This window comes from Pseudomonas sp. GM74 (genome assembly GCF_000282455.1).
Taxonomy (GTDB): domain Bacteria; phylum Pseudomonadota; class Gammaproteobacteria; order Pseudomonadales; family Pseudomonadaceae; genus Aquipseudomonas.
The window spans coordinates 63438-83154 of record NZ_AKJG01000037.1; the positions used below are offsets into that span (position 1 = coordinate 63438).

Genomic DNA, 19717 nt, shown 5'->3' on the forward strand with positions numbered 1-19717 from the left:
GACGCAACCCCTACTTAATGGATCTGAACTGAGCACTACTCACTGAGGCGTTTTGGCCATCGGCAAGAGTTGCTCCTTGAACGGAATATCAGCGGGTACGCTGATTCCGCTGGCAAGCCACTGACTGCTCCACCCGAGAATCAGGTTTTTGGACCAGTCGGCGACCAATAGAAATTTTGGCACGAGCTGTGACTCTTTCCACCACCCGTCCTGCTGTACCGGCCCCAGGCTCAACAGCCCGACGGCGATGACCACCAGCAACCCGCCACGGGCGGCGCCAAAGGCCATGCCGAGGAATCGGTCGGTCCCGGAGAGCCCGGTGACGCGAACCAGTTCGCCGATAAGATAATTGATCATTGCGCCTACGATTAAAGTGGCGACAAACATGATGGCACAGCCCGTGATTATACGTGCCGATGGCGTTTGAATGTACCCGCCGAGGTACTCGGACAGTGAGCCACCGAACATCCAGGCTACGACTCCTGCGATGATCCAGGTCAGCAGCGACAGTGCTTCTTTGACGAAGCCGCGGCTCAGACTGATCAATGCGGAGATGGCGACGATTGCTACGATCGCCCAGTCAACCCAGGTAAATGGCACAGTGCAGCCTACAGACGGATAAGGCGGCGCATTTTAGCAGAGCCCATGCTTATCGGTAAGCTGCGATTGTCAGTGCATTTCATATCGAGGCGATAGTTTTAGCCACGTTCCGGCTGAAAGCGCACCACAAACCCCTTGAGGTTCTGCTGGCGGTTCAACAAATCCCGCAGCCGGTCGGCTTCGGCACGCTCGATCAGCGGCCCGACAAACACCCGGTTTTTGCCATCGGCAGTACGGATGTAGGCGTTGTAACCCTGGCTGCGCAGGGTTTTCTGAAGCTTTTCCGCGCTTTCACGGCTCGACAGGCTGGCCAGTTGCACCGACCAGCTGACGGACAAACCATTGGCATCGACACGGCTTTGCGTGGTGTCCGGTTTGCCCGGTGCCGCGGTGATCGGCTGGGCAGGCGCCGTTGCAGGCTTGGCCGCCAAAGCCGGGACCGGCGCCGGTGCAGGCGGCTTGGCTGCTGGCGCTGGAGCCACCGGAACAGCCGGCACTGCCGATTCCTGCTGGGCGATTTCGTCATCGCTCGGCACGGGCTCCTGAGGCAAGGCTTGCGGCTCGGGCACCACCACGGGCTCGACCTGCACCTGGGGCAACGCTGGCGCCTGCGGAGCCGCGGGCGCTTCGACCGCCACCTGGCGCTGTTCGTCCTGGCGGGAAAACAGCATCGGCAGAAAAATCACCGCCAGCGCGACCAACACCAGGGCGCCAACCATACGCTGTTTGTATGCCTTATCCAGCAATGCCATTTGCCGCTTCCTCCGTGGAGCGCCGGGCCAGCCATTCAAGGGCCTCGGCGACACAATAAAATGATCCGAACAACAGGATTTCGTCGTCGCTCGTAGCCTGCGCGCACTGCCCTTCCAGGGCGGTCGCTACGCTGCCGTATGACGTGACCGACGCACCAAGACCTTGCAACGCGTCGTGCAAGTCCGCAACCGGACGCGCCCGAGGCGAATCCAGAGGTGCGACAGCCCAGTGCTGGACACTAGCATTCAATTCGCCGACAACACCACCCAGGTCTTTGTCCGCCAGCAGCCCGAACACCGCCAGACGCCTGCCGACCGGCGGGCGACTGGCCAGGCGACGAGCCAGATATTCCGCCGCATGGGGGTTGTGCCCCACATCCAGCAATAGATTCAAGCGCTTGCCCTGCCACTCGATCTCACGGCGATCCAGACGACCGACCACCTTCGTTGCCCGCAGCGCCTCGATAATCTGCCCATCCACCCAAGGCAAGCCGAGCAGCAGGTACGCCTGCAACGCCAGTGAAGCGTTTTCCATCGGCAGATCGAGCAGTGGCAGGTCGCGCAGCTCAACTACGCGCCCTTGCCCATCGACACCACGCCATTGCCAGTTGTGATCGGTCACACCGAGGTCAAAATCGCGCCCACGCAGGAAAAACGGGCAATTGAGCTCGCGCGCCTTGTCCAGCAGAGGTTGCGGGGGATTCAGATCGCCGCAGAGCGCAGGCGCGCCCTGACGGAAAATACCGGCCTTCTCGAAGGCCACGGACTCTCGGGTATCACCCAGGTAATCCGCATGATCGACGCCAATACTGGTGACCAGCGCCATGTCGGCGTCCACCACGTTGACCGTGTCCAGACGACCGCCCAGACCGACTTCCAGCACCACCGCATCAAGCCCGGAATGCTGGAACAGCCAGAACGCCGCCAGGGTGCCCATTTCGAAGTAAGTCAGGGATGTGTCGCCACGCCCGGCCTCTACCGCGGCAAAGGCCTCGCACAGCTCTGCGTCCGTGGCTTCGACACCATCGACCGTTACCCGCTCGTTGTAACGCAGCAGGTGTGGGGAGTTGTAGACCCCCACTTTCAAGCCCTGGGCCCGCAGCAAGGACGCCACGAACGCACAGGTGGAACCCTTGCCGTTGGTCCCGGTGACCGTGATCACCCGAGGCGCCGGCTTGCCCAGTCCCATGCGGGACGCTACCTGCTGCGACCGCTCCAGGCCCATGTCGATGGCCGAAGGGTGCAACTGTTCAAGGTAGGCGAGCCATTCGCCAAGGGTACGTTGGATCATAGGCTGGCAGGAACCGGTGGAACCACGATCGGTTCGATGGGTGCAGCCACGAACTTCGGCGTCGGCAGGCCCATCATTTGCGCCAGCAGGTTGCCCAGGCGCGGACGCAGTTCCTGACGGTCGATGATCATGTCGATGGCACCGTGCTCCAGCAGGAACTCGCTACGCTGGAAGCCTTCCGGCAGTTTTTCACGCACGGTCTGCTCGATCACGCGCGGACCGGCAAAACCGATCAACGCCTTCGGCTCGCCGACAATCACGTCGCCCAGCATCGCCAGACTGGCGGAAACGCCGCCGTAGACCGGATCGGTCAACACGGAGATGAACGGGATGCCTTCTTCACGCAGACGAGCCAGCACCGCGGAGGTCTTGGCCATTTGCATCAGGGAAATCAGCGCTTCCTGCATGCGCGCACCACCGGAAGCGGCGAAGCAGATCATCGGGCAACGTTTTTCCAGGGCGTAGTTGGCGGCGCGAACGAAACGCTCACCGACGATGGCGCCCATCGAACCGCCCATGAAGGAAAACTCGAACGCCGAAACCACCACCGGCATGCCCAGCAAAGTACCGCTCATGGAAACCAGCGCGTCTTTTTCGCCGGTCTGCTTTTGTGCTGCGGTCAGGCGGTCCTTGTATTTCTTGCCGTCGCGGAATTTCAGACGGTCAACCGGCTCCAGGTCCGCACCCAGCTCGGCACGGCCTTCAACATCGAGGAAGATGTCGATACGGGCGCGGGCGCCGATACGCATGTGATGGTTGCACTTGGGGCAAACGTCCAGGGTCTTTTCCAGCTCCGGACGATACAGCACAGCCTCGCAAGACGGGCATTTGTGCCAAAGACCTTCAGGCACCGAGCTCTTCTTGACCTCGGAACGCATGATCGAAGGGATCAGTTTGTCTACTAACCAGTTGCTCATGCTTTCTTTCTCCAGTACCGGCGGCCCGAACGCTCTGGTTCGCGGCCCCGTGTATGCCCTAGCGCTAAATTCATGTGTGCGAAGAAGGTCGAGGTCTGCCACGGTCAGCGCGAAACATGACCTGCGTGCAACCACAAACCCTCGGATCTGCCTGCTGTGTGCAGTGCATCCGCTTTGTACAGTGCAGTGGACGGCGGCAGTCTGCCAGCCGTCACATCAACAGGTGCTACCGCGTACCGCTTTGATAAATGCCTGAACCTTTGCGTGATCCTTGATGCCCTTGCTCGCCTCTACCCCGCCGCTGACATCCACGGCATAAGGCCGGACGCGGGCAATCGCTTCGGCGACGTTATCCGGCGTCAGACCACCCGCCAGAATGATCGGCTTGCTCAAGCCTTGCGGTATCAGTGACCAGTCAAATGCCTCCCCGGTTCCTCCGGGAACACCTTCGACATAGGTATCGAGCAGAATTGCGCTGGCGCCGGCATAAGCATCACAGGCCGCGGCGATGTCATCACCCGCCTTGACCCGCAGCGCCTTGATGTACGGGCGATGCCAGCTTTCGCACTCGGCCGCGCTTTCATCGCCGTGAAATTGCAGCAGGTCCAGGGGCACCGCGTCGAGCAGTTCACCCAATTCGCACCGGCTTGCATTGACGAACAGGCCCACGGTGGTCACGAACGGCGGCAGCGCCTTGATGATCGAGCGCGCCTGCTGGAACGTCACCGCGCGGGGGCTTTTGGCGTAGAACACGAATCCGATGGCGTCCGCCCCGGCCTCGACGGCTGCCAACGCATCCTCTATGCGGGTAATCCCACAGATCTTGCTGCGAACGGCTGACATGTCGACACAACTCCAAGACAAATCCGGGAAAGTCCCGGATGGTAACAAAAGCATTCGAGGGCGTCAGCCGCCAAGTTCCGAGAACCCGGTCAGGAAGTGTGGACCGATGTAACGCTCGGGCAATTCAAACTCGTCACGGTACTCGACCTGAACCAGATACAAACCGAATGGATGCGCGGTCACGCCACCGGTCCGTCGAATCCGGCTCTCAAGCACCTCTTTCATCCACTCCACCGGACGCTCTCCGGCACCAATGGTCATCAGCACACCGGCAATGTTGCGCACCATGTGATGCAGGAAGGCGCTGGCGCGAATATCCAGCACGATCATCTTTCCATGACGGGTAACACGCAGGTGATGCAGCTCCTTGATCGGCGACTTGGCCTGGCACTGTCCGGCGCGAAAAGCGCTGAAATCATGGGTGCCAAGCAGGTATTGAGCGGCCTCGGCCATGCGCTCGACGTCCAGCGGGCGGTGGTTCCAGGTCACTTCTTCGTTCAGGTGCGCCGGACGGATCTGATCGTTGTAGATCACGTAGCGATAACGTCGGGCAATGGCCTTGAACCGCGCATGGAAATGCGCCGGCATGACCTTGGCCCAACTGACACTGACGTCGTGGGGCAAGTTGATGTTGGCGCCCATGGTCCAGGCCTTCATCGAACGCTCGACCTGGGTGTCGAAATGCACCACCTGTCCGCAGGCATGCACCCCGGCGTCGGTACGCCCGGCGCACATCAGCGAAACGGGTGAGTCGGCGACTTTGGACAAGGCGTTTTCGAGGGTTTCCTGCACGGTGAGCACCCCGGACGCCTGGCGCTGCCAGCCGCGGTAGCGCGAGCCTTTGTATTCGACGCCCAGCGCGATCCGGAAAAAGCCGTCGGCTGCCATTTCGGCGGCCGGGTTATCTATATTTGCCAAGGAGGGACAGCCTGATGATGTACCAAAGGCGGGCATTATAAGGCCGACTGGAGGGGATGCCAGTACAACCGATGATGCTGCAGTGAATGTAATGGCCTCTTCGCGGGCAAGCCCGCTCCCACAGGTTTTGTGAACGCCACAGAACCTGTGGGAGCGGGCTTGCCCGCGAAGAGGCCACAGCAGACGACATCAATTCATCGGCCAAACAAAAACGGCAGCCTCAAAGGGCTGCCGTTCTGTTTACAACCTGCCGATCACTCAAGCCAGGCGCGAAAGCATTTCCCGGGCTTCGCTCTTCTGCTCGGTGCTGCCTTCGCTTACCACCTCATTGAGGATGTCGCGAGCACCGTCGCTGTCGCCCATGTCGATATAGGCCTGAGCCAGATCGAGCTTGGTAGCGGCTTCGTCAGTGCCCGAAAGGAAGTCGAAGTCATCATCGTCGCCCAGTGCGGCATCTGCTTCGGTGAAAGTCGGTTCGCCGATGCTGTTGGACAGGCTCTCCAGCTCGGCGTTGACATCATCCAGCTCTGCCGCGAACGCATCCGGTGTATCCATTTCGTCGGACAGCGACAGATCGAAATCGGCCGGTAATTCAAGGTCATCCAGCGCGACCTCAGGAGCAGCCGGGGTTTCGGCAACCGGGAAATCCTTCACGCCCTCATCCAGATCCAGCAGGAAATCGTCTTCAGCCAGTATCGCCGGCAACGGTTGCGCACCGAGATCCAGGTCGAGATCAAAGTCCGACAGATCGTCGAGGCTTTCCTTGATTTCAGTCTGCTGCTGCAACACCGACTCAAAACTCAGATCGTCGTCCAGCGGGAACTCTTCCAGGTCTGCCAGCGCCGCCACTTCGGGCTCCGGCGCAGGTGCAGGTGCTGGCGCTACAGGAGTAATCGTGTCCAGATCATCCAGGCTCAGGTCGAAGGCGCTGTCGAGCTCATCCTCGAACGGCGCAGGCTCTGGTTCTGATGCCGGTGCTTGTGGCTCATCGAGCAACAGATCCTTGACGTATTGAGCGTCCAGCTCGGCGGCAACGGCGGCTGCGGCGATACCACCGGCAGCGACCAGCGCCATGGCCGGGAAGCGGCTTTTGAGCTTTTCAACCTGGGCGAAGTTGTCGCCATTGGCCACCAACTGACGCTCCTGGCCGACGAACGCATCGCGGTCGCCTTGCTGTCCATAGACTTCCATCAGTTTCAAGCGCAAGTCGCTGCGCTTCGGCTCTTGCTTGACGCCGTCCTCCAGCAACGCGGCAGCCTGGTTCAGGCGACCGGCATCGATGTGCGACTGAGCCTGGCCCAGCACGTCGTCGGAACGCTCGGCAGCCGGCGACACCAATGGCGCGGCGATCGGCGTGGTCATCACGACCGGGGCAATGACTGGCGCGGGCGCGGGAGCTGGCGTCGGTGCAGTCGCCAGCTTCACGCTTGGCGACGGAACTTCCAGGCCTTCGAAGCTGCTTTGCGGCAGGTCGAGATCGGCCGAGAACGGCTGTTCTTCGGCCAGGGCACGCGCCATGCGCTGATGCTTCTCAGCTGCTTGCCGGGCTTTGCGGCGGCGTGCCAGCAACAGCAGCAGGAGCAGCAGAATCACCGCACCGCCACCCACCAGGCCCAGCAGCACCGGATTGGTCAGCAACTCATTGAATTTCTGATCGTCGGATGCCGCCGGTGTTGCCCCAACGGGCTTCTCGGCCGGCGCCGGAGTTGCCTCGGGGGCAGGCGCTGCGGCAACCGGAGCAGGTACTGCCGCCGGGTTCGCAGCCAGCTCAGCCGACATTGCCGGCGCTGTCGCGGCCGCTGGTGCAGTCGTAGCGCCCTCGGTTTGCAACTTGGCCAGCTGGTTGTTCTTCAACTCGATCAGGCGTTGCAGCTTGTCCACCTGGCTCTGCAGGTCGGCCATGCGGCTTTTCAGTTCGGCGTTATCACGACGACTGGAGTCGAGGCTTTCCTGGGTCACCGCCAGCTTGTTGCTCAGAGCCTTGGCATCTCCGGCAGCCCCTTTGCCAGGGTTCTTGCCGGACTCGGCAGACACCAGGCTCAGCTTGTCGGTGGCCGCTTGCGCCGGAGCGCCATCGGTACGAGCGCGATGGGTGGCGTCGAGCTGTTGCTGCCCTGCCCCGGGTTTGGCCACATAACGGCGACCCTGGCGCCAGGCCTTGTTCTGTGCGGCCACTTCGGCAATCGCCTTGGCTTGCGGCAGGCCAGTGCTCTGTACCTGGTCCGGCATGCGCAGCACTTGGCCGGTTTTCAGGCGGTTGATGTTGCCGTCGATAAAGGCATCCGGGTTCAGCGCCTGGATGGCCAGCATCGTTTGCTGGATCGAACCGCCATTACGCGCCTTCGCGGCGATTTCCCACAGGGTATCGCGCGGCGTGGTGGTGTATTGCGACGGTTTGGTCGCACCGGTGACGGGCGCGGCAACCGTTGACGTCGGTTGCGCGGCCGCTTCTGCGGTTTGCGGCGAGAATTTGGACGGATCGAGCAGCACACTGTAGTCGCGCAGCAAACGGCCGTTCGGCCACATGACCTGAACCAGGAATTTCACCATGGGTTCGGAAAGCGGCTTGCTGGAGGTCACGCGCAGGATGCTTTTGCCGCTGGCGTTGAGCACCGGGGTAAAGGTCAAGTCATTGAGAAACGCCTGGCGGTCGACACCGGCCTTGGCGAAATCTTCCGGCGAAGCCAGGCTCGGCACCACTTCGGCGGCGGTGAGTTCCTTGACATCGAGCAGCTCGATTTCCGCTACCAGCGGCTGGTTGAGCGTCGATTTCAGGGTCAACTCCCCGAGCCCGAGGGCATGCGCCATACCGGAGGACAGCGCCGAGGCGGCCGCTATTGCTAACACCAGTTTGCGAACTTGAACCATTAGCTCATCCTTAGTTTGAACATTCCTCGGCCAGCGAGAAGGTATTGACAGTCGCTGCCGTAAGGCATTGCGCGCAACGGCGAGGGTCGTCGCGCGCGATCATTTCATTGATGCCCGGCGAAGCCCCGCAGAGGGGCCTGCCTTAAACACTCCGGCAAGCATAGGCTCGCGGGGAATCATTCGACAAATTGTTGCAAAGTATCTTTTACAGCAGGTCTTTTATCAACAACTCGGCCAGCTGCACAGCGTTGAGCGCCGCGCCTTTGCGTACGTTATCTGACGTCAGCCACAGATTAAGTTCCGACGGGTCGTCAATACCCTGGCGAACCCGACCAACGTAGACCACATCCTGGCCTACCGCATCGCCCACCGGAGTCGGGTAATCGCCGGCTTCCACCAGCTCGATGCCGGGCGCATCTTCCAGGGCCGCATTGACTTTCCCCAGGTCGATTTCACTCGCGCACTGCAGGGTCACGCTATAGCTATCGCCAAAAAACACCGGGGCTTGAATGCAAGTGACGGAAATCTTCAATGAAGGCAGCGCCATGACCTGACGCAGCTCACGCACCAGGCGTTTTTCCAGCAGCGTATGACCTTGCTCATCCGGTTTGCCAACCTGGGCCAACAGGTTGAAGGCCATCTGCCGGTCAAAGAATTTCGGCTCCAGCGGCCGCACATTCAGCAGTTCGGCGGTTTGCCGCGCCAGCTCGCTCACGGCTTCGCGGCCTTGGGCCGATACCGCCAGACTGGCGGTCAGGCTGATGCGCTGCAGATCGAGCAAATCCATCAGTGGCGCGAGCACCACCGCCAGGGTGGTGGCCGACGGGCTTGGGCTGCTGACCTGAAAGGGTTTTTTCAAGCCGGACAACACCTGGGCGTTGGCCTCGGGCACGACCTGCGGCGCCTTTTCGGCCGTCAGGGCACCGGAGAGATCGATCACCGAGCAACCGGCATCGGTCGCGCGGCAAGCAAAACTCAACGAGACCGCCGGGCCGGCCGCGAAAAATCCAAGCTGCACCTTGCTGAAGTCGAACTCATCGACCTCCCGCACCCGCACGTTCTTGCCGCGAAACGGTACCGAACTGCCGGCCGATTCGCTGCTGGCCAACAGGTGAAGTGTGCCGATCGGGAAATCGCGTTCTTCGAGAATCTGCACGAGCGCTTCGCCGACAGTACCGGTGGCGCCGATCACGGCAATATCAATGGTCTGGCTCATGGGTTTTACCTCTGGCGAAACGGGGGGAGCGGCACTTTACCGGGTGGGTGGGATACAGGCAATTCTGCCGGGCCTTGTGGTGCCTGTAAGGGCCCCTTCGCGGGCAAGCCCGCTCCCACAGTGTTCGGTGTCGAGCACAAGGTTTGTGTACACCACTGAAACCTGTGGGAGCGGGCTTGCCCGCGAAGAGGCCGGTATGGGCAACCAATAAACTTCAGACTGTCAGGGATAAAAAAACCCGCGCCTCTTTCAAGGCGCGGGTTCTTTCATTGCATCAACCGATCAACGCTCGAGCAGGATCCGCAGCATGCGGCGCAGCGGTTCGGCCGCGCCCCACAGCAACTGGTCGCCGACGGTGAACGCGCCGACGAACTGCGAACCCATGTTCAGCTTGCGCAGACGGCCAACCGGGATGTTCAGGGTGCCGGTGACCCTGTTCGGGCTCAGCTCCTGAATGCTGGTCTCACGGCTGTTCGGCACCAGCTTGACCCAAGGGTTGTGCTGGCTGATCAACCCTTCGATATCGGCGATCGGCACGTCTTTGTTCAGTTTGATGGTCAGCGCCTGGCTGTGGCAGCGCATGGCGCCGATGCGCACGCAGATGCCGTCGACCGGGATCGGGCTCTTGAAGCGACCGAGGATCTTGTTGGTCTCGGCCTGGGCCTTCCACTCTTCGCGGCTCTGACCGTTCGGCAGTTCCTTGTCGATCCACGGGATCAGGCTGCCGGCCAGCGGTACGCCGAAGTTTTCGGTCGGGTACGCGTCGCTGCGCATGGCTTCGGCCACACGGCGGTCAATGTCGAGGATCGCGCTGGCCGGATCGGCCAATTGATCGGCAACAGCGGCGTGGGTCGCGCCCATTTGCTTGATCAGTTCACGCATGTTCTGCGCGCCGGCACCGGAGGCCGCCTGATAGGTCATGGCGCTCATCCACTCCACCAGGCCAGCTTCGAACAGGCCACCGAGGCCCATCAGCATCAGGCTGACGGTGCAGTTGCCGCCGATGTAGTTCTTGGTGCCCGCATCCAGCTGCTGGTCGATCACCTTGCGGTTGACCGGATCCAGAACGATCACTGCGTCGTCCTGCATGCGCAGGCTGGAAGCGGCGTCGATCCAGTAACCCTGCCAGCCGGCTTCACGCAGCTTGGGGAAGACTTCGCTGGTGTAGTCGCCACCCTGGCAGGTCAGAATCACGTCGAGGGTTTTCAGCTCTTCAATGCTGTAAGCGTCCTTGAGCGGAGCAATGTCCTTGCCCACGGACGGGCCTTGGCCACCGACATTGGAAGTGGTGAAAAACACCGGCTCGATAAGATCGAAATCCTGCTCTTCCAGCATCCGCTGCATGAGCACGGAACCGACCATGCCGCGCCAACCGATCAGACCTACACGTTTCATCGCAACTACACCTTCTTGAAATGTGGGCCGCTACCTTGTCTTGAGTTTGGCAGCGGGCCCGAGAGATTACAGATTCCGCAGCGCGGCGACTACTGCGTCACCCATTTCCTGCGTACCGACTTTAGTGCAACCGGCCGACCAGATGTCACCGGTGCGCAAGCCCTGATCCAGCACCAGGCTGACGGCTTTCTCGATGGCATCGGCCGCGGCCTGCTGGTTGAAGCTGTAGCGCAGCATCATCGACACCGACAAAATGGTCGCCAGCGGGTTGGCAATGCCTTTGCCCGCGATGTCCGGCGCCGAACCGTGGCACGGCTCGTACATGCCCTTGTTGTTGGTGTCCAGGGACGCCGACGGCAGCATGCCGATGGAACCGGTGAGCATCGAGGCCTGGTCGGACAGGATGTCGCCGAACATGTTGTCGGTGACGATCACGTCGAACTGCTTCGGTGCGCGTACCAGCTGCATCGCGGCGTTGTCGACGTACATGTGGCTCAGTTCGACTTCAGGATAATCCTTGGCCACTTGTTCGACCACTTCACGCCACAGTTGGCTGGAGGCCAGTACGTTGGCCTTGTCCACCGAGCACAGCTTCTTGCCACGGACCATGGCCATGTCGAAACCGACACGGGCGATGCGGCGGATTTCGCTTTCGCTGTACGGCAGGGTGTCGTAGGACTGACGCTCGCCGTTTTCCAGGGTACGGGTACCGCGTGGCGCACCGAAGTAGATGCCACCGGTCAGTTCGCGAACGATCAGGATATCCAGCCCGGAAACGATTTCCGGCTTCAGGCTGGAAGCCTCGGCCAGTTGCGGGTACAGGATCGCCGGACGCAGGTTGCCGAACAGACCCAGTTGCGCACGGATCTTCAGCAGGCCGCGCTCAGGGCGGATGTCACGTTCGATGGCATCCCATTTCGGACCGCCAACGGCGCCCAGCAACACGGCGTCGGCCGCGCGGGCACGTTCCAGGGTCTCGTCGGCCAGCGGCACGCCGTGCTTGTCGATGGCAGCGCCACCGATCACGTCGTGGCTCAGCTCGAAACCCAGGGCGAACCTGTCGCTGGCCAATTCCAGCACCTTGACCGCCTCGGCCATGATTTCCGGGCCAATACCGTCACCTGGGAGAATCAGAATCTGCTTGCTCATGCTTTCCTCATGTCATCAGTCGGTGCGCCCATGGACGCACCCGGAAAAATTCTATCGTTCGGCCATCAGCACCAATACATCGGTACTGAACGAACCATCGGCTTCAATCTCAAAATATTCGCGTACTTCGTTGCCCATCGACTGCTGCAATTCGCGGATCGCCACGCGCATCACTTCAGGCGTGCGCATGCGCTCGACCCAGCTGTTGTACTCCAGACGCAGGCGCTGACGGGTGGTACTGCGGGTGTGCAGCCCCGCCTCGCTGACATGGCGCAACCACTCGCCGGCGGAATAATCGCGCACATGGCTGGTGTCGCGCAGCACTTCGACGCTTTGCAGGTAAGTGTCGAACAGCGGGCTACCCGGTGACAACACGTCGACGAACGCTGCCACGCCGCCCGGTTTCAACACCCGGCGCACTTCCCGCAGGGCCACGCCCAGATCGCTCCAATGGTGCGCCGAATAGCGGCTGAAGACGAAATCGAATTCGCCATCGGCGAACGGCAGGCGCTCGGCGGCCCCGTTGACCGTGGACACATTGCTCAAGCCACGATCGACAGCGGCAGCGTTCACCACGTCGAGCATCTGTTGCGACAGGTCGTAGGCCACGACTTCCTTGACCAGCGGCGCTACGTGGAAACTCACGTGGCCGGCACCGCAGCCAAGGTCCAGGACCCGGGCATCGCCCTGCCCCGCCAGCTCGGCCTGTAGCAGCGCGAATTCGGTGCCTTGAGCGTGTACGGCGCTGCTCAGGTAGGCCGCGGCCTGTTCGCCGAATTGCTTCTGGACTACCTGGGTGTGCTGGGCGGTGCTGGTCATGGGGGACTTCCTTTTTGGGGTTTAGTCTTGTGTTGCCTGGTCGAGCCTCATCGCTGGCAAGCCAGCTCCCACAGAGGTATCCGTCGCTCATAAAACCTGTGGGAGCTGGCTTGCCAGCGATGGCGTCATTACGCCTTACGCAAAATCAAGCGTCGCGAAACAACCAAGGCTGGCTCGCACGATGTTTGGCTTCAAACGTCGCAATCGCATCGCCGTCCTGCAAGGTCAGGCCGATATCGTCCAGGCCGTTGAGCAGACAGTGTTTGCGGAAGGCATCAATTTCGAAGCTCAACACCTTGCCGTCGGGGCGGGTCACGGTCTGGGCTTGCAGATCGACCTGCAACTGATAGCCCGGATTGGACTCGACCTGCTGGAACAGTTCGTCGACTTCGGCATCGCTCAGGATGATCGGCAGCAAGCCGTTCTTGAAGCTGTTGTTGAAGAAGATGTCGGCGTAGCTCGGCGCGATGATGCTGCGGAAACCGTACTCTTCCAGCGCCCACGGCGCGTGTTCACGGCTGGAGCCGCAACCGAAGTTCTCGCGGGCCAGCAACACGCTGGCGCCCTGGTAACGTTCGGCGTTGAGGACGAAGTCCTTGTTCAGCGGACGCTTGGAGTTGTCCTGGTAAGGCTGGCCCACATCCAGGTAACGCCATTCATCGAACAGGTTCGGGCCAAAGCCCGTACGCTTGATCGACTTCAAGAATTGCTTGGGAATGATCTGATCGGTGTCGACGTTGGCACGATCCAAAGGCGCGACAAGTCCAGTGTGCTGGGTAAAAGCTTTCATGCTGCGCTCCTTAAATCAATTCACGGACGTCGACGAAACGACCGTTTACGGCAGCGGCCGCGGCCATGGCCGGGCTGACGAGGTGGGTACGGCCACCGGCGCCCTGACGGCCTTCGAAGTTACGGTTGGAAGTCGAAGCGCAATGCTCGCCGGACTCCAAACGGTCCGGGTTCATCGCCAGGCACATCGAGCAACCCGGCTCGCGCCATTCGAAACCGGCTTCGAGGAAAATCTTGTCCAGGCCTTCCGATTCGGCCTGCGCCTTCACCAGACCAGAACCCGGCACGACGATGGCCTGCTTGATGGTCGAGGCCACTTTGCGGCCCTTGGCAATCACGGCCGCCGCACGCAGGTCTTCGATCCGCGAGTTGGTGCAGGAACCGATGAACACGCGGTCGAGCTGAATGTCGGTGATCGCCTGGTTTGCGGTCAAACCCATGTACTTCAAGGCACGGACGATGGAATCTCGCTTGACCAGGTCCATTTCCTTCGCAGGATCCGGCACGTTCTGGTCCACCGCCAACACCATCTCAGGCGAAGTGCCCCAGCTGACTTGCGGCTTGATCTGGGTGGCGTCGAGCTCGACAACAGTATCGAACCTGGCATCAGCGTCAGACACCAGGTCTTTCCAGGCTTCGACGGCCAGATCCCACTCCGCGCCTTTCGGCGCGAACGGACGACCCTTGACGTATTCCACGGTCTTTTCATCAGCCGCTACCAGGCCTACGCGAGCACCGGCCTCGATGGACATGTTGCAGATGGTCATGCGGCCTTCGACGGACAGGTCGCGAATCGCGCTGCCGGCGAATTCGATGGCGTGGCCATTACCGCCGGCGGTGCCGATCTTGCCGATCACGGCGAGGACGATGTCCTTGGCGGTCACGCCGAACGGCAATTGGCCTTCGACGCGCACCAGCATGTTCTTCATTTTCTTGGCGACCAGGCACTGGGTGGCGAGCACATGCTCGACCTCGGAAGTGCCGATACCGTGCGCCAATGCGCCGAATGCGCCGTGGGTCGAGGTGTGGGAGTCGCCGCAGACCACGGTCATGCCCGGCAAGGTGGCGCCCTGCTCCGGGCCGATGACGTGGACGATGCCTTGGCGAACGTCGTTCATCTTGAACTCGACGATGCCGTATTCATCGCAGTTGTCATCGAGGGTCTGGACTTGCAGGCGCGAGACCTGGTCAACGATGGCGTCGATGCCGCCTTTGCGCTCCGGGGTGGTCGGTACGTTGTGGTCCGGGGTCGCGATGTTGGCATCGATGCGCCATGGCTTGCGCCCGGCCAGACGCAGGCCTTCGAAGGCTTGCGGCGAGGTCACTTCGTGGATGATGTGACGATCGATGTAGATCAGCGCAGAGCCATCGTCGCGCTGCTTGACCAAATGCGAATCCCAGAGCTTGTCGTAGAGCGTTTTGCCGGCCATCAGACGGTTTCCTCATCAGCTTGTTTCTATGCCCCGGATTTTGAATGACTCAATAACCCCTTGGCTTGTGAGGCTGATCCTATGGGGTTACATTAAATAACTCAAATTCATATTTTTTATGCTTTGGATAACAAACTGGAATACAACCATGGACCTGGCCAACCTCAATGCTTTTATTGCCATCGCCGAGACCGGAAGCTTCTCCGGCGCCGGCGAACGGCTGCACCTGACCCAGCCCGCGATCAGCAAACGCATCGCCGGGCTGGAGCAGCAATTGAAGGTGCGGTTGTTCGATCGCCTGGGGCGTGAAGTGGGCCTGACCGAGGCCGGGCGCGCCCTGCTGCCGCGGGCCTACCAGATTCTCAATGTCCTTGATGATACGCGCCGTGCCCTGACCAACCTCACGGGCGAAGTGACCGGCCGTCTGACCCTGGCCACCAGTCACCACATCGGCCTGCACCGTTTGCCGCCCTTATTAAGGGAGTTCACCCGACGCTACCCACAAGTGGCACTGGATATTCAGTTCCTCGATTCGGAAGTGGCCTACGAGGAAATTCTCCATGGCCGTGCCGAACTGGCGGTCATCACCCTGGCACCAGAACCCCACGCGCTGGTCAAGGCCACCCCGGTGTGGGACGACCCGTTGGATTTCGTGGTCGCCCCGGAGCATTCGTTGCTCAATAACGGCAAGGTCAGCCTGGCGGACATCGCCCGACACCCGGCGGTCTTCCCCGGCGGCAACACCTTTACCCACCACATTGTGCAGCGGCTGTTTGAAGCCCAGGGCCTGACGCCAAACATCGCCATGAGCACCAACTACCTGGAAACCATCAAGATGATGGTCTCGATCGGCCTGGCCTGGAGCGTTTTGCCGCGCACAATGCTCGATGACCAAGTGGCGCGCATACCTTTGCCGGGCATACAGCTCACTCGCCAGCTAGGCTATATCCTGCACACGGAAAGGACACTGTCGAACGCCGCGCGGGCCTTCATGGCGCTGCTGGATGCTCAACTCGATCCGCCAGGGACTCAAGGCTAAGTTGTGCTACTCCTATAGAGCCGCGAAATCCCGTGCCAAACGCCCATTCAGCCTAAGGCTTGCCAATGCCCAAATCTGTTGACCGTATTCCGCCAATGCCGCGCATACAGGCTCTTGACCCGAAAAACTCCGAGCAGAGCTGGGAAAGCGCCTCGCAACTGTTGGCCGCGCTCAACGGCGCGCGCTTGGGCGCCTGGTACTGGGACATCGAGCGCGGGCAGATCAGCTGGTCCCGGGGTACGCAGGCGCTGTTCGGCTTCGATCCCCGCAAACCGTTGCCATCGGATCTGGAATACCTCGACTTGCTGCCTCCGGAAGATCGCGCGAAAACCGTTCGCGCGTTCCACGCGGTCATCGCTGGCGCGCCGCTGGAGCAAATGATGCATCACCGCATCCGCTGGCCCGATGGCAGCCTGCACTGGCTGGAAATCAGCGGCAGCCTGTTGCCGGACAAGCACGGCCGGCCACGGATGATCGGTGTGATCCGCGAGATTACCCACCAGCGTCAGCGCGAACAGGCATTGAGCAGTTCGGAAAAACGCTTCGCCACCCTGTTCCACCTGTGCCCGAACATGGTCCTGCTGACCCGCCAGGACGACGGCCTGATCTCCGAAGCCAACCAGTATTTCGAAAGCCTGTTCGGCTGGCCGGTGCAAGACGCGATCGGCCGCACCACCCTGGAGCTGGGCCTGTGGGTACATCCCGAGCAACGGGACGACCTGGTCAAGGCCACCAAGGCCAAAGGCGACCTGGTCAGCATGGAAGTGCAGTTTCGTGCCAGCAATGGTCAGGTCCACGATGGCATCCTCAGTGCGCAAAAGGTCGAGCTCGAAGGCCAGCCCTATCTACTGAGCACCTTCCTTGACACCACCGAACGCAAAGTCGCCGAACAGGCCCTCAAGGACAGCCAGGAGCGCCTCGACCTGGCCCTGGACTCGGCGCAACTCGGCACCTGGGACTGGCACATTCCCAGCGGCATGCTCTACGGATCGGCACGGGCCGCCCAACTGCACGGCCTGGACGCCAAACCCTTTCACGAGTCTTTCGACGAGTTCTTCGAAGGCGTGCCCGGTGAAGAACGCGACACAATGCGCGACGCTTACCGCAGCCTGCGTGAAGGCCCGGCCGGCAACTATCAATTGACCTACCGCGTGCAATTGCCCGACGGCAGCTCGCGCTACCTGGAAAGCCGTGCCCGCCTCTACCGTGATGACAGCGGCGTGCCGGTGCGCATGGCCGGCACATTGCTCGACATCACCGACCAGGTGGAGCGCGAACAACGGCTGGTGGCTTCCGAAGAAAAGTTCGCCACGCTGTTCCAGGTCAGCCCCGATCCGATCTGCGTCACCCACCAGGACTCCGGCCAGTTCATTGAGATCAACTCCAGCTTCACCCAGACTTTCGGCTGGAGCACCGCCGATGTGATCGGCCGCAGCGCAGACGAAATCGGCTTGTGGGACGCCTCGGCAAAAAGCCTGCGGCGGATCGAACAAGTGATCCGCGAACAAGGCCTGAACAACGTGGCCATTCTGGTCCAGCACAAGGACGGACAGGCCCTGACTTGCGTGATTTCCAGCCGCCAGATCAGCGTCAGCGACCAGCCCTGCATCGTCACCACGCTGCGCGACATCACCCAGCAACAGCGCTCGGAAGCGGCGCTCAAGGCCAGTGAAGAGAAATTCGCCAAGGCGTTCCACTCCAGCCCCGACGCCATCACTATCACCGAACGCGACACCGGACGCTACCTGGAGGTCAACGACGGTTTCTGCCGCCTGACCGGCTACCGCGCCGAGGAGGTGGTGGGCCGCACGGTGTACCAGGTAGGGATCTGGGCGGAAGAAAAACAACGCTCGGCGCTGCTGGCCGAATTGCAGATCAAGGGCCGGGTTCATCACCAGGAGATGCTCGGGCGCAACAAGCGCGGCGAACTGCTCACCGTCGAAGTCTCGGTGGAACCGATCACCCTCAACGAAACCGCCTGCCTGCTGCTGACCGCACGCGACGTCAGCCTGCTGAAAAACGCCGAAGCGCAGATCCGCCACCTGGCCTACCACGACCCACTGACCAACCTGCCCAACCGCGCCTTGCTGATGGACCGCCTGAGTCAGCAGATCGCCCTGCTCAAACGGCATAACCTGCGCGGTGCGCTGATGTTCCTCGACCTCGACCACTTCAAGCACATCAACGACTCCCTCGGGCACCCGGTGGGCGACACTGTGCTGAAAATCATCACCGCGCGCCTGGAGGCCAGCGTGCGCATGGAGGACACCGTTGCGCGCCTGGGCGGTGACGAATTCGTGGTGCTGCTCAGTGGCCTCGAAGGCTCGCGCGGCGAGGTCAGCGAACAGGTTCGAGAAGTGGCCGACACCATCCGCGAACTGTTGTCCGAACCGATGTTCCTCGACGGCCAGCGCCTGCAGGTGACCCCAAGCATCGGCATTGCCCTGATCCCCGATCACGGTTCGACCCCGACCGACCTGCTCAAGCGCGCCGACATCGCGCTTTATCGCGCCAAGGACTCGGGGCGCAATACCGCGCAGATGTACCACAACACCATGCAGAAGGCCGCGAGCGAACGCCTGCGCATGGAGACTGACTTGCGCCTGGCGCTTTCCCGGGGCGAATTTCGCGTGCACTACCAACCCCAGGTCGACGCCCGGGGCGACCGCATCGTCGGTGCCGAGGCCCTGGTACGCTGGAATCATCCGGAACTCGGCGCGCAGTCCCCCAACGAGTTCATCAAGGTGCTGGAAGACAGCGGACTGATTCTGGAGGTCGGCACCTGGATCCTCGACGAGGCCTGCCAGGCCTTCAAACAGTTGATCGACCAAGGCCTGGTGAATCCGTACAAATTCAGCCTGTGCGTGAACATCAGCCCGCGCCAGTTCCGCCAGAACGATTTCGTCGAACGAATTGAAAACAGCCTGGCCAGCTATGGCCTGCCCTGCTCCTTGTTGAAGCTGGAAATCACCGAAGGCATCGTGATCCAGAACCTGGAGGACACCATCAGCAAAATGCGCCGCCTGAAAAAGCTCGGTGTGAGCTTCGCCATGGACGACTTCGGTACCGGCTATTCCTCACTGACCTACCTCAAGCGCTTGCCGGTCGACACCCTGAAAATTGACCAGTCGTTCATCCGCGACGCTACCAGCGATCCGAACGACGCCGAGATCATCCGCGCCATCGTCGCCATGGCCCACAGCCTGGATTTGAAGGTGATTGCCGAAGGGGTGGAAACAGCGGAGCAGCTGGAGTTCCTTCAAGGTCTGGAGTGTCACTTCTATCAAGGGTATTTGCACAGCCAGCCGTTGCCGGTGGAAGAGTTTCAGTTGTTACTCAAGTAACAGGGAAGCACTGCCACCTCCAAACCTGCACATCCTCCCTGATGCTCTGTAGCGGCCAGAAGGCCGCCACAGATCGATCCTCTATTTCCTACACGCATCCCGGAATCGTCCTCTATACGTTTAACTTCCCTGCGTTGACCCTGTGCGCCGCGCTTGGCCATGCCTGCCTTTTCACTCGGGGGCAGGAGCCATTTGCTTGTTGGCGGACGCCCCGAGCGCCTGCCTCAAGTCGTCAACAGACAGGGAAATCAAGCAATGACAGAGGGGTATTTCATTCGCAAGGATGACTGGACCACCTGCGGCGGCAAGGTGCTGGAAGCCGATGGCCACCTGATGATGTTTGACTT

Annotated in this window: 15 protein-coding genes; 2 read left to right on the forward strand and 13 right to left on the reverse strand. The window is 61.2% G+C overall.

Features of this window, described 5'->3' with window-relative positions; genetic code table 11:
• Positions 1-39: 39 nt before the first annotated feature.
• From PMI34_RS22065 to leuC, 13 genes are all read right to left on the reverse strand, one after another.
• The gene (locus PMI34_RS22065) at positions 40-600 is read right to left on the reverse strand and encodes a CvpA family protein (RefSeq protein WP_007975669.1); all 561 of its coding nucleotides are present in this window, start codon (positions 598-600) and stop codon (positions 40-42) included.
• A 98-nt stretch (positions 601-698) separates the two neighbouring features.
• Positions 699-1352, reverse strand: a complete 654-nt coding sequence (locus tag PMI34_RS22060; RefSeq protein ID WP_008047315.1) for an SPOR domain-containing protein — start codon at positions 1350-1352, stop codon at positions 699-701.
• The gene (folC, locus tag PMI34_RS22055; protein WP_008047317.1) at positions 1336-2643 is read right to left on the reverse strand and encodes a bifunctional tetrahydrofolate synthase/dihydrofolate synthase; all 1308 of its coding nucleotides are present in this window, start codon (positions 2641-2643) and stop codon (positions 1336-1338) included. The genes PMI34_RS22060 and folC overlap by 17 nt, the downstream gene beginning before the upstream one ends.
• Positions 2640-3560, reverse strand: a complete 921-nt coding sequence (gene accD, locus PMI34_RS22050; protein WP_008047319.1) for an acetyl-CoA carboxylase, carboxyltransferase subunit beta — start codon at positions 3558-3560, stop codon at positions 2640-2642. The genes folC and accD overlap by 4 nt, the downstream gene beginning before the upstream one ends.
• 216 nt (positions 3561-3776) lie before the next feature.
• Positions 3777-4403 carry a phosphoribosylanthranilate isomerase gene (locus PMI34_RS22045; RefSeq protein WP_008047321.1) on the reverse strand — a complete coding sequence of 209 codons (627 nt, stop codon included), beginning with the start codon at positions 4401-4403 and terminating at the stop codon, positions 3777-3779.
• 63 nt (positions 4404-4466) lie between these two features.
• Entirely contained in the window at positions 4467-5291 is an 825-nt protein-coding gene (gene truA, locus PMI34_RS22040; protein WP_032829430.1) for a tRNA pseudouridine(38-40) synthase TruA, read from the reverse strand.
• A gap of 288 nt (positions 5292-5579) precedes the next feature.
• Positions 5580-8189: a FimV/HubP family polar landmark protein gene (locus tag PMI34_RS22035; protein ID WP_008047324.1), complete on the reverse strand. Its 2610-nt coding sequence runs from the start codon at positions 8187-8189 to the stop codon at positions 5580-5582.
• A gap of 205 nt (positions 8190-8394) precedes the next feature.
• Entirely contained in the window at positions 8395-9405 is a 1011-nt protein-coding gene (locus PMI34_RS22030; protein ID WP_008047326.1) for an aspartate-semialdehyde dehydrogenase, read from the reverse strand.
• Between the two features lie 282 nt (positions 9406-9687).
• Positions 9688-10800 carry an aspartate-semialdehyde dehydrogenase gene (asd, locus tag PMI34_RS22025; protein ID WP_008047328.1) on the reverse strand — a complete coding sequence of 371 codons (1113 nt, stop codon included), beginning with the start codon at positions 10798-10800 and terminating at the stop codon, positions 9688-9690.
• A 66-nt stretch (positions 10801-10866) separates the two neighbouring features.
• Positions 10867-11949 carry a 3-isopropylmalate dehydrogenase gene (gene leuB / locus PMI34_RS22020; RefSeq protein WP_008047330.1) on the reverse strand — a complete coding sequence of 361 codons (1083 nt, stop codon included), beginning with the start codon at positions 11947-11949 and terminating at the stop codon, positions 10867-10869.
• A gap of 51 nt (positions 11950-12000) precedes the next feature.
• Positions 12001-12768 carry a class I SAM-dependent methyltransferase gene (locus tag PMI34_RS22015; protein WP_008047331.1) on the reverse strand — a complete coding sequence of 256 codons (768 nt, stop codon included), beginning with the start codon at positions 12766-12768 and terminating at the stop codon, positions 12001-12003.
• A gap of 145 nt (positions 12769-12913) precedes the next feature.
• Entirely contained in the window at positions 12914-13558 is a 645-nt protein-coding gene (gene leuD / locus PMI34_RS22010) for a 3-isopropylmalate dehydratase small subunit (protein WP_008047332.1), read from the reverse strand.
• 10 nt (positions 13559-13568) lie between these two features.
• Entirely contained in the window at positions 13569-14987 is a 1419-nt protein-coding gene (gene leuC / locus PMI34_RS22005; protein WP_008047334.1) for a 3-isopropylmalate dehydratase large subunit, read from the reverse strand.
• A 148-nt stretch (positions 14988-15135) separates the two neighbouring features.
• Between leuC and PMI34_RS22000 the strand changes: the two genes are divergently transcribed.
• Entirely contained in the window at positions 15136-16026 is an 891-nt protein-coding gene (locus PMI34_RS22000) for a LysR family transcriptional regulator (protein ID WP_008047336.1), read from the forward strand.
• 65 nt (positions 16027-16091) lie between these two features.
• On the forward strand, positions 16092-19370 hold the full coding sequence (locus PMI34_RS21995; RefSeq protein WP_008047338.1) for an EAL domain-containing protein: 3279 nt from the start codon (positions 16092-16094) through the stop codon (positions 19368-19370).
• Positions 19371-19717 lie beyond the last annotated feature (347 nt).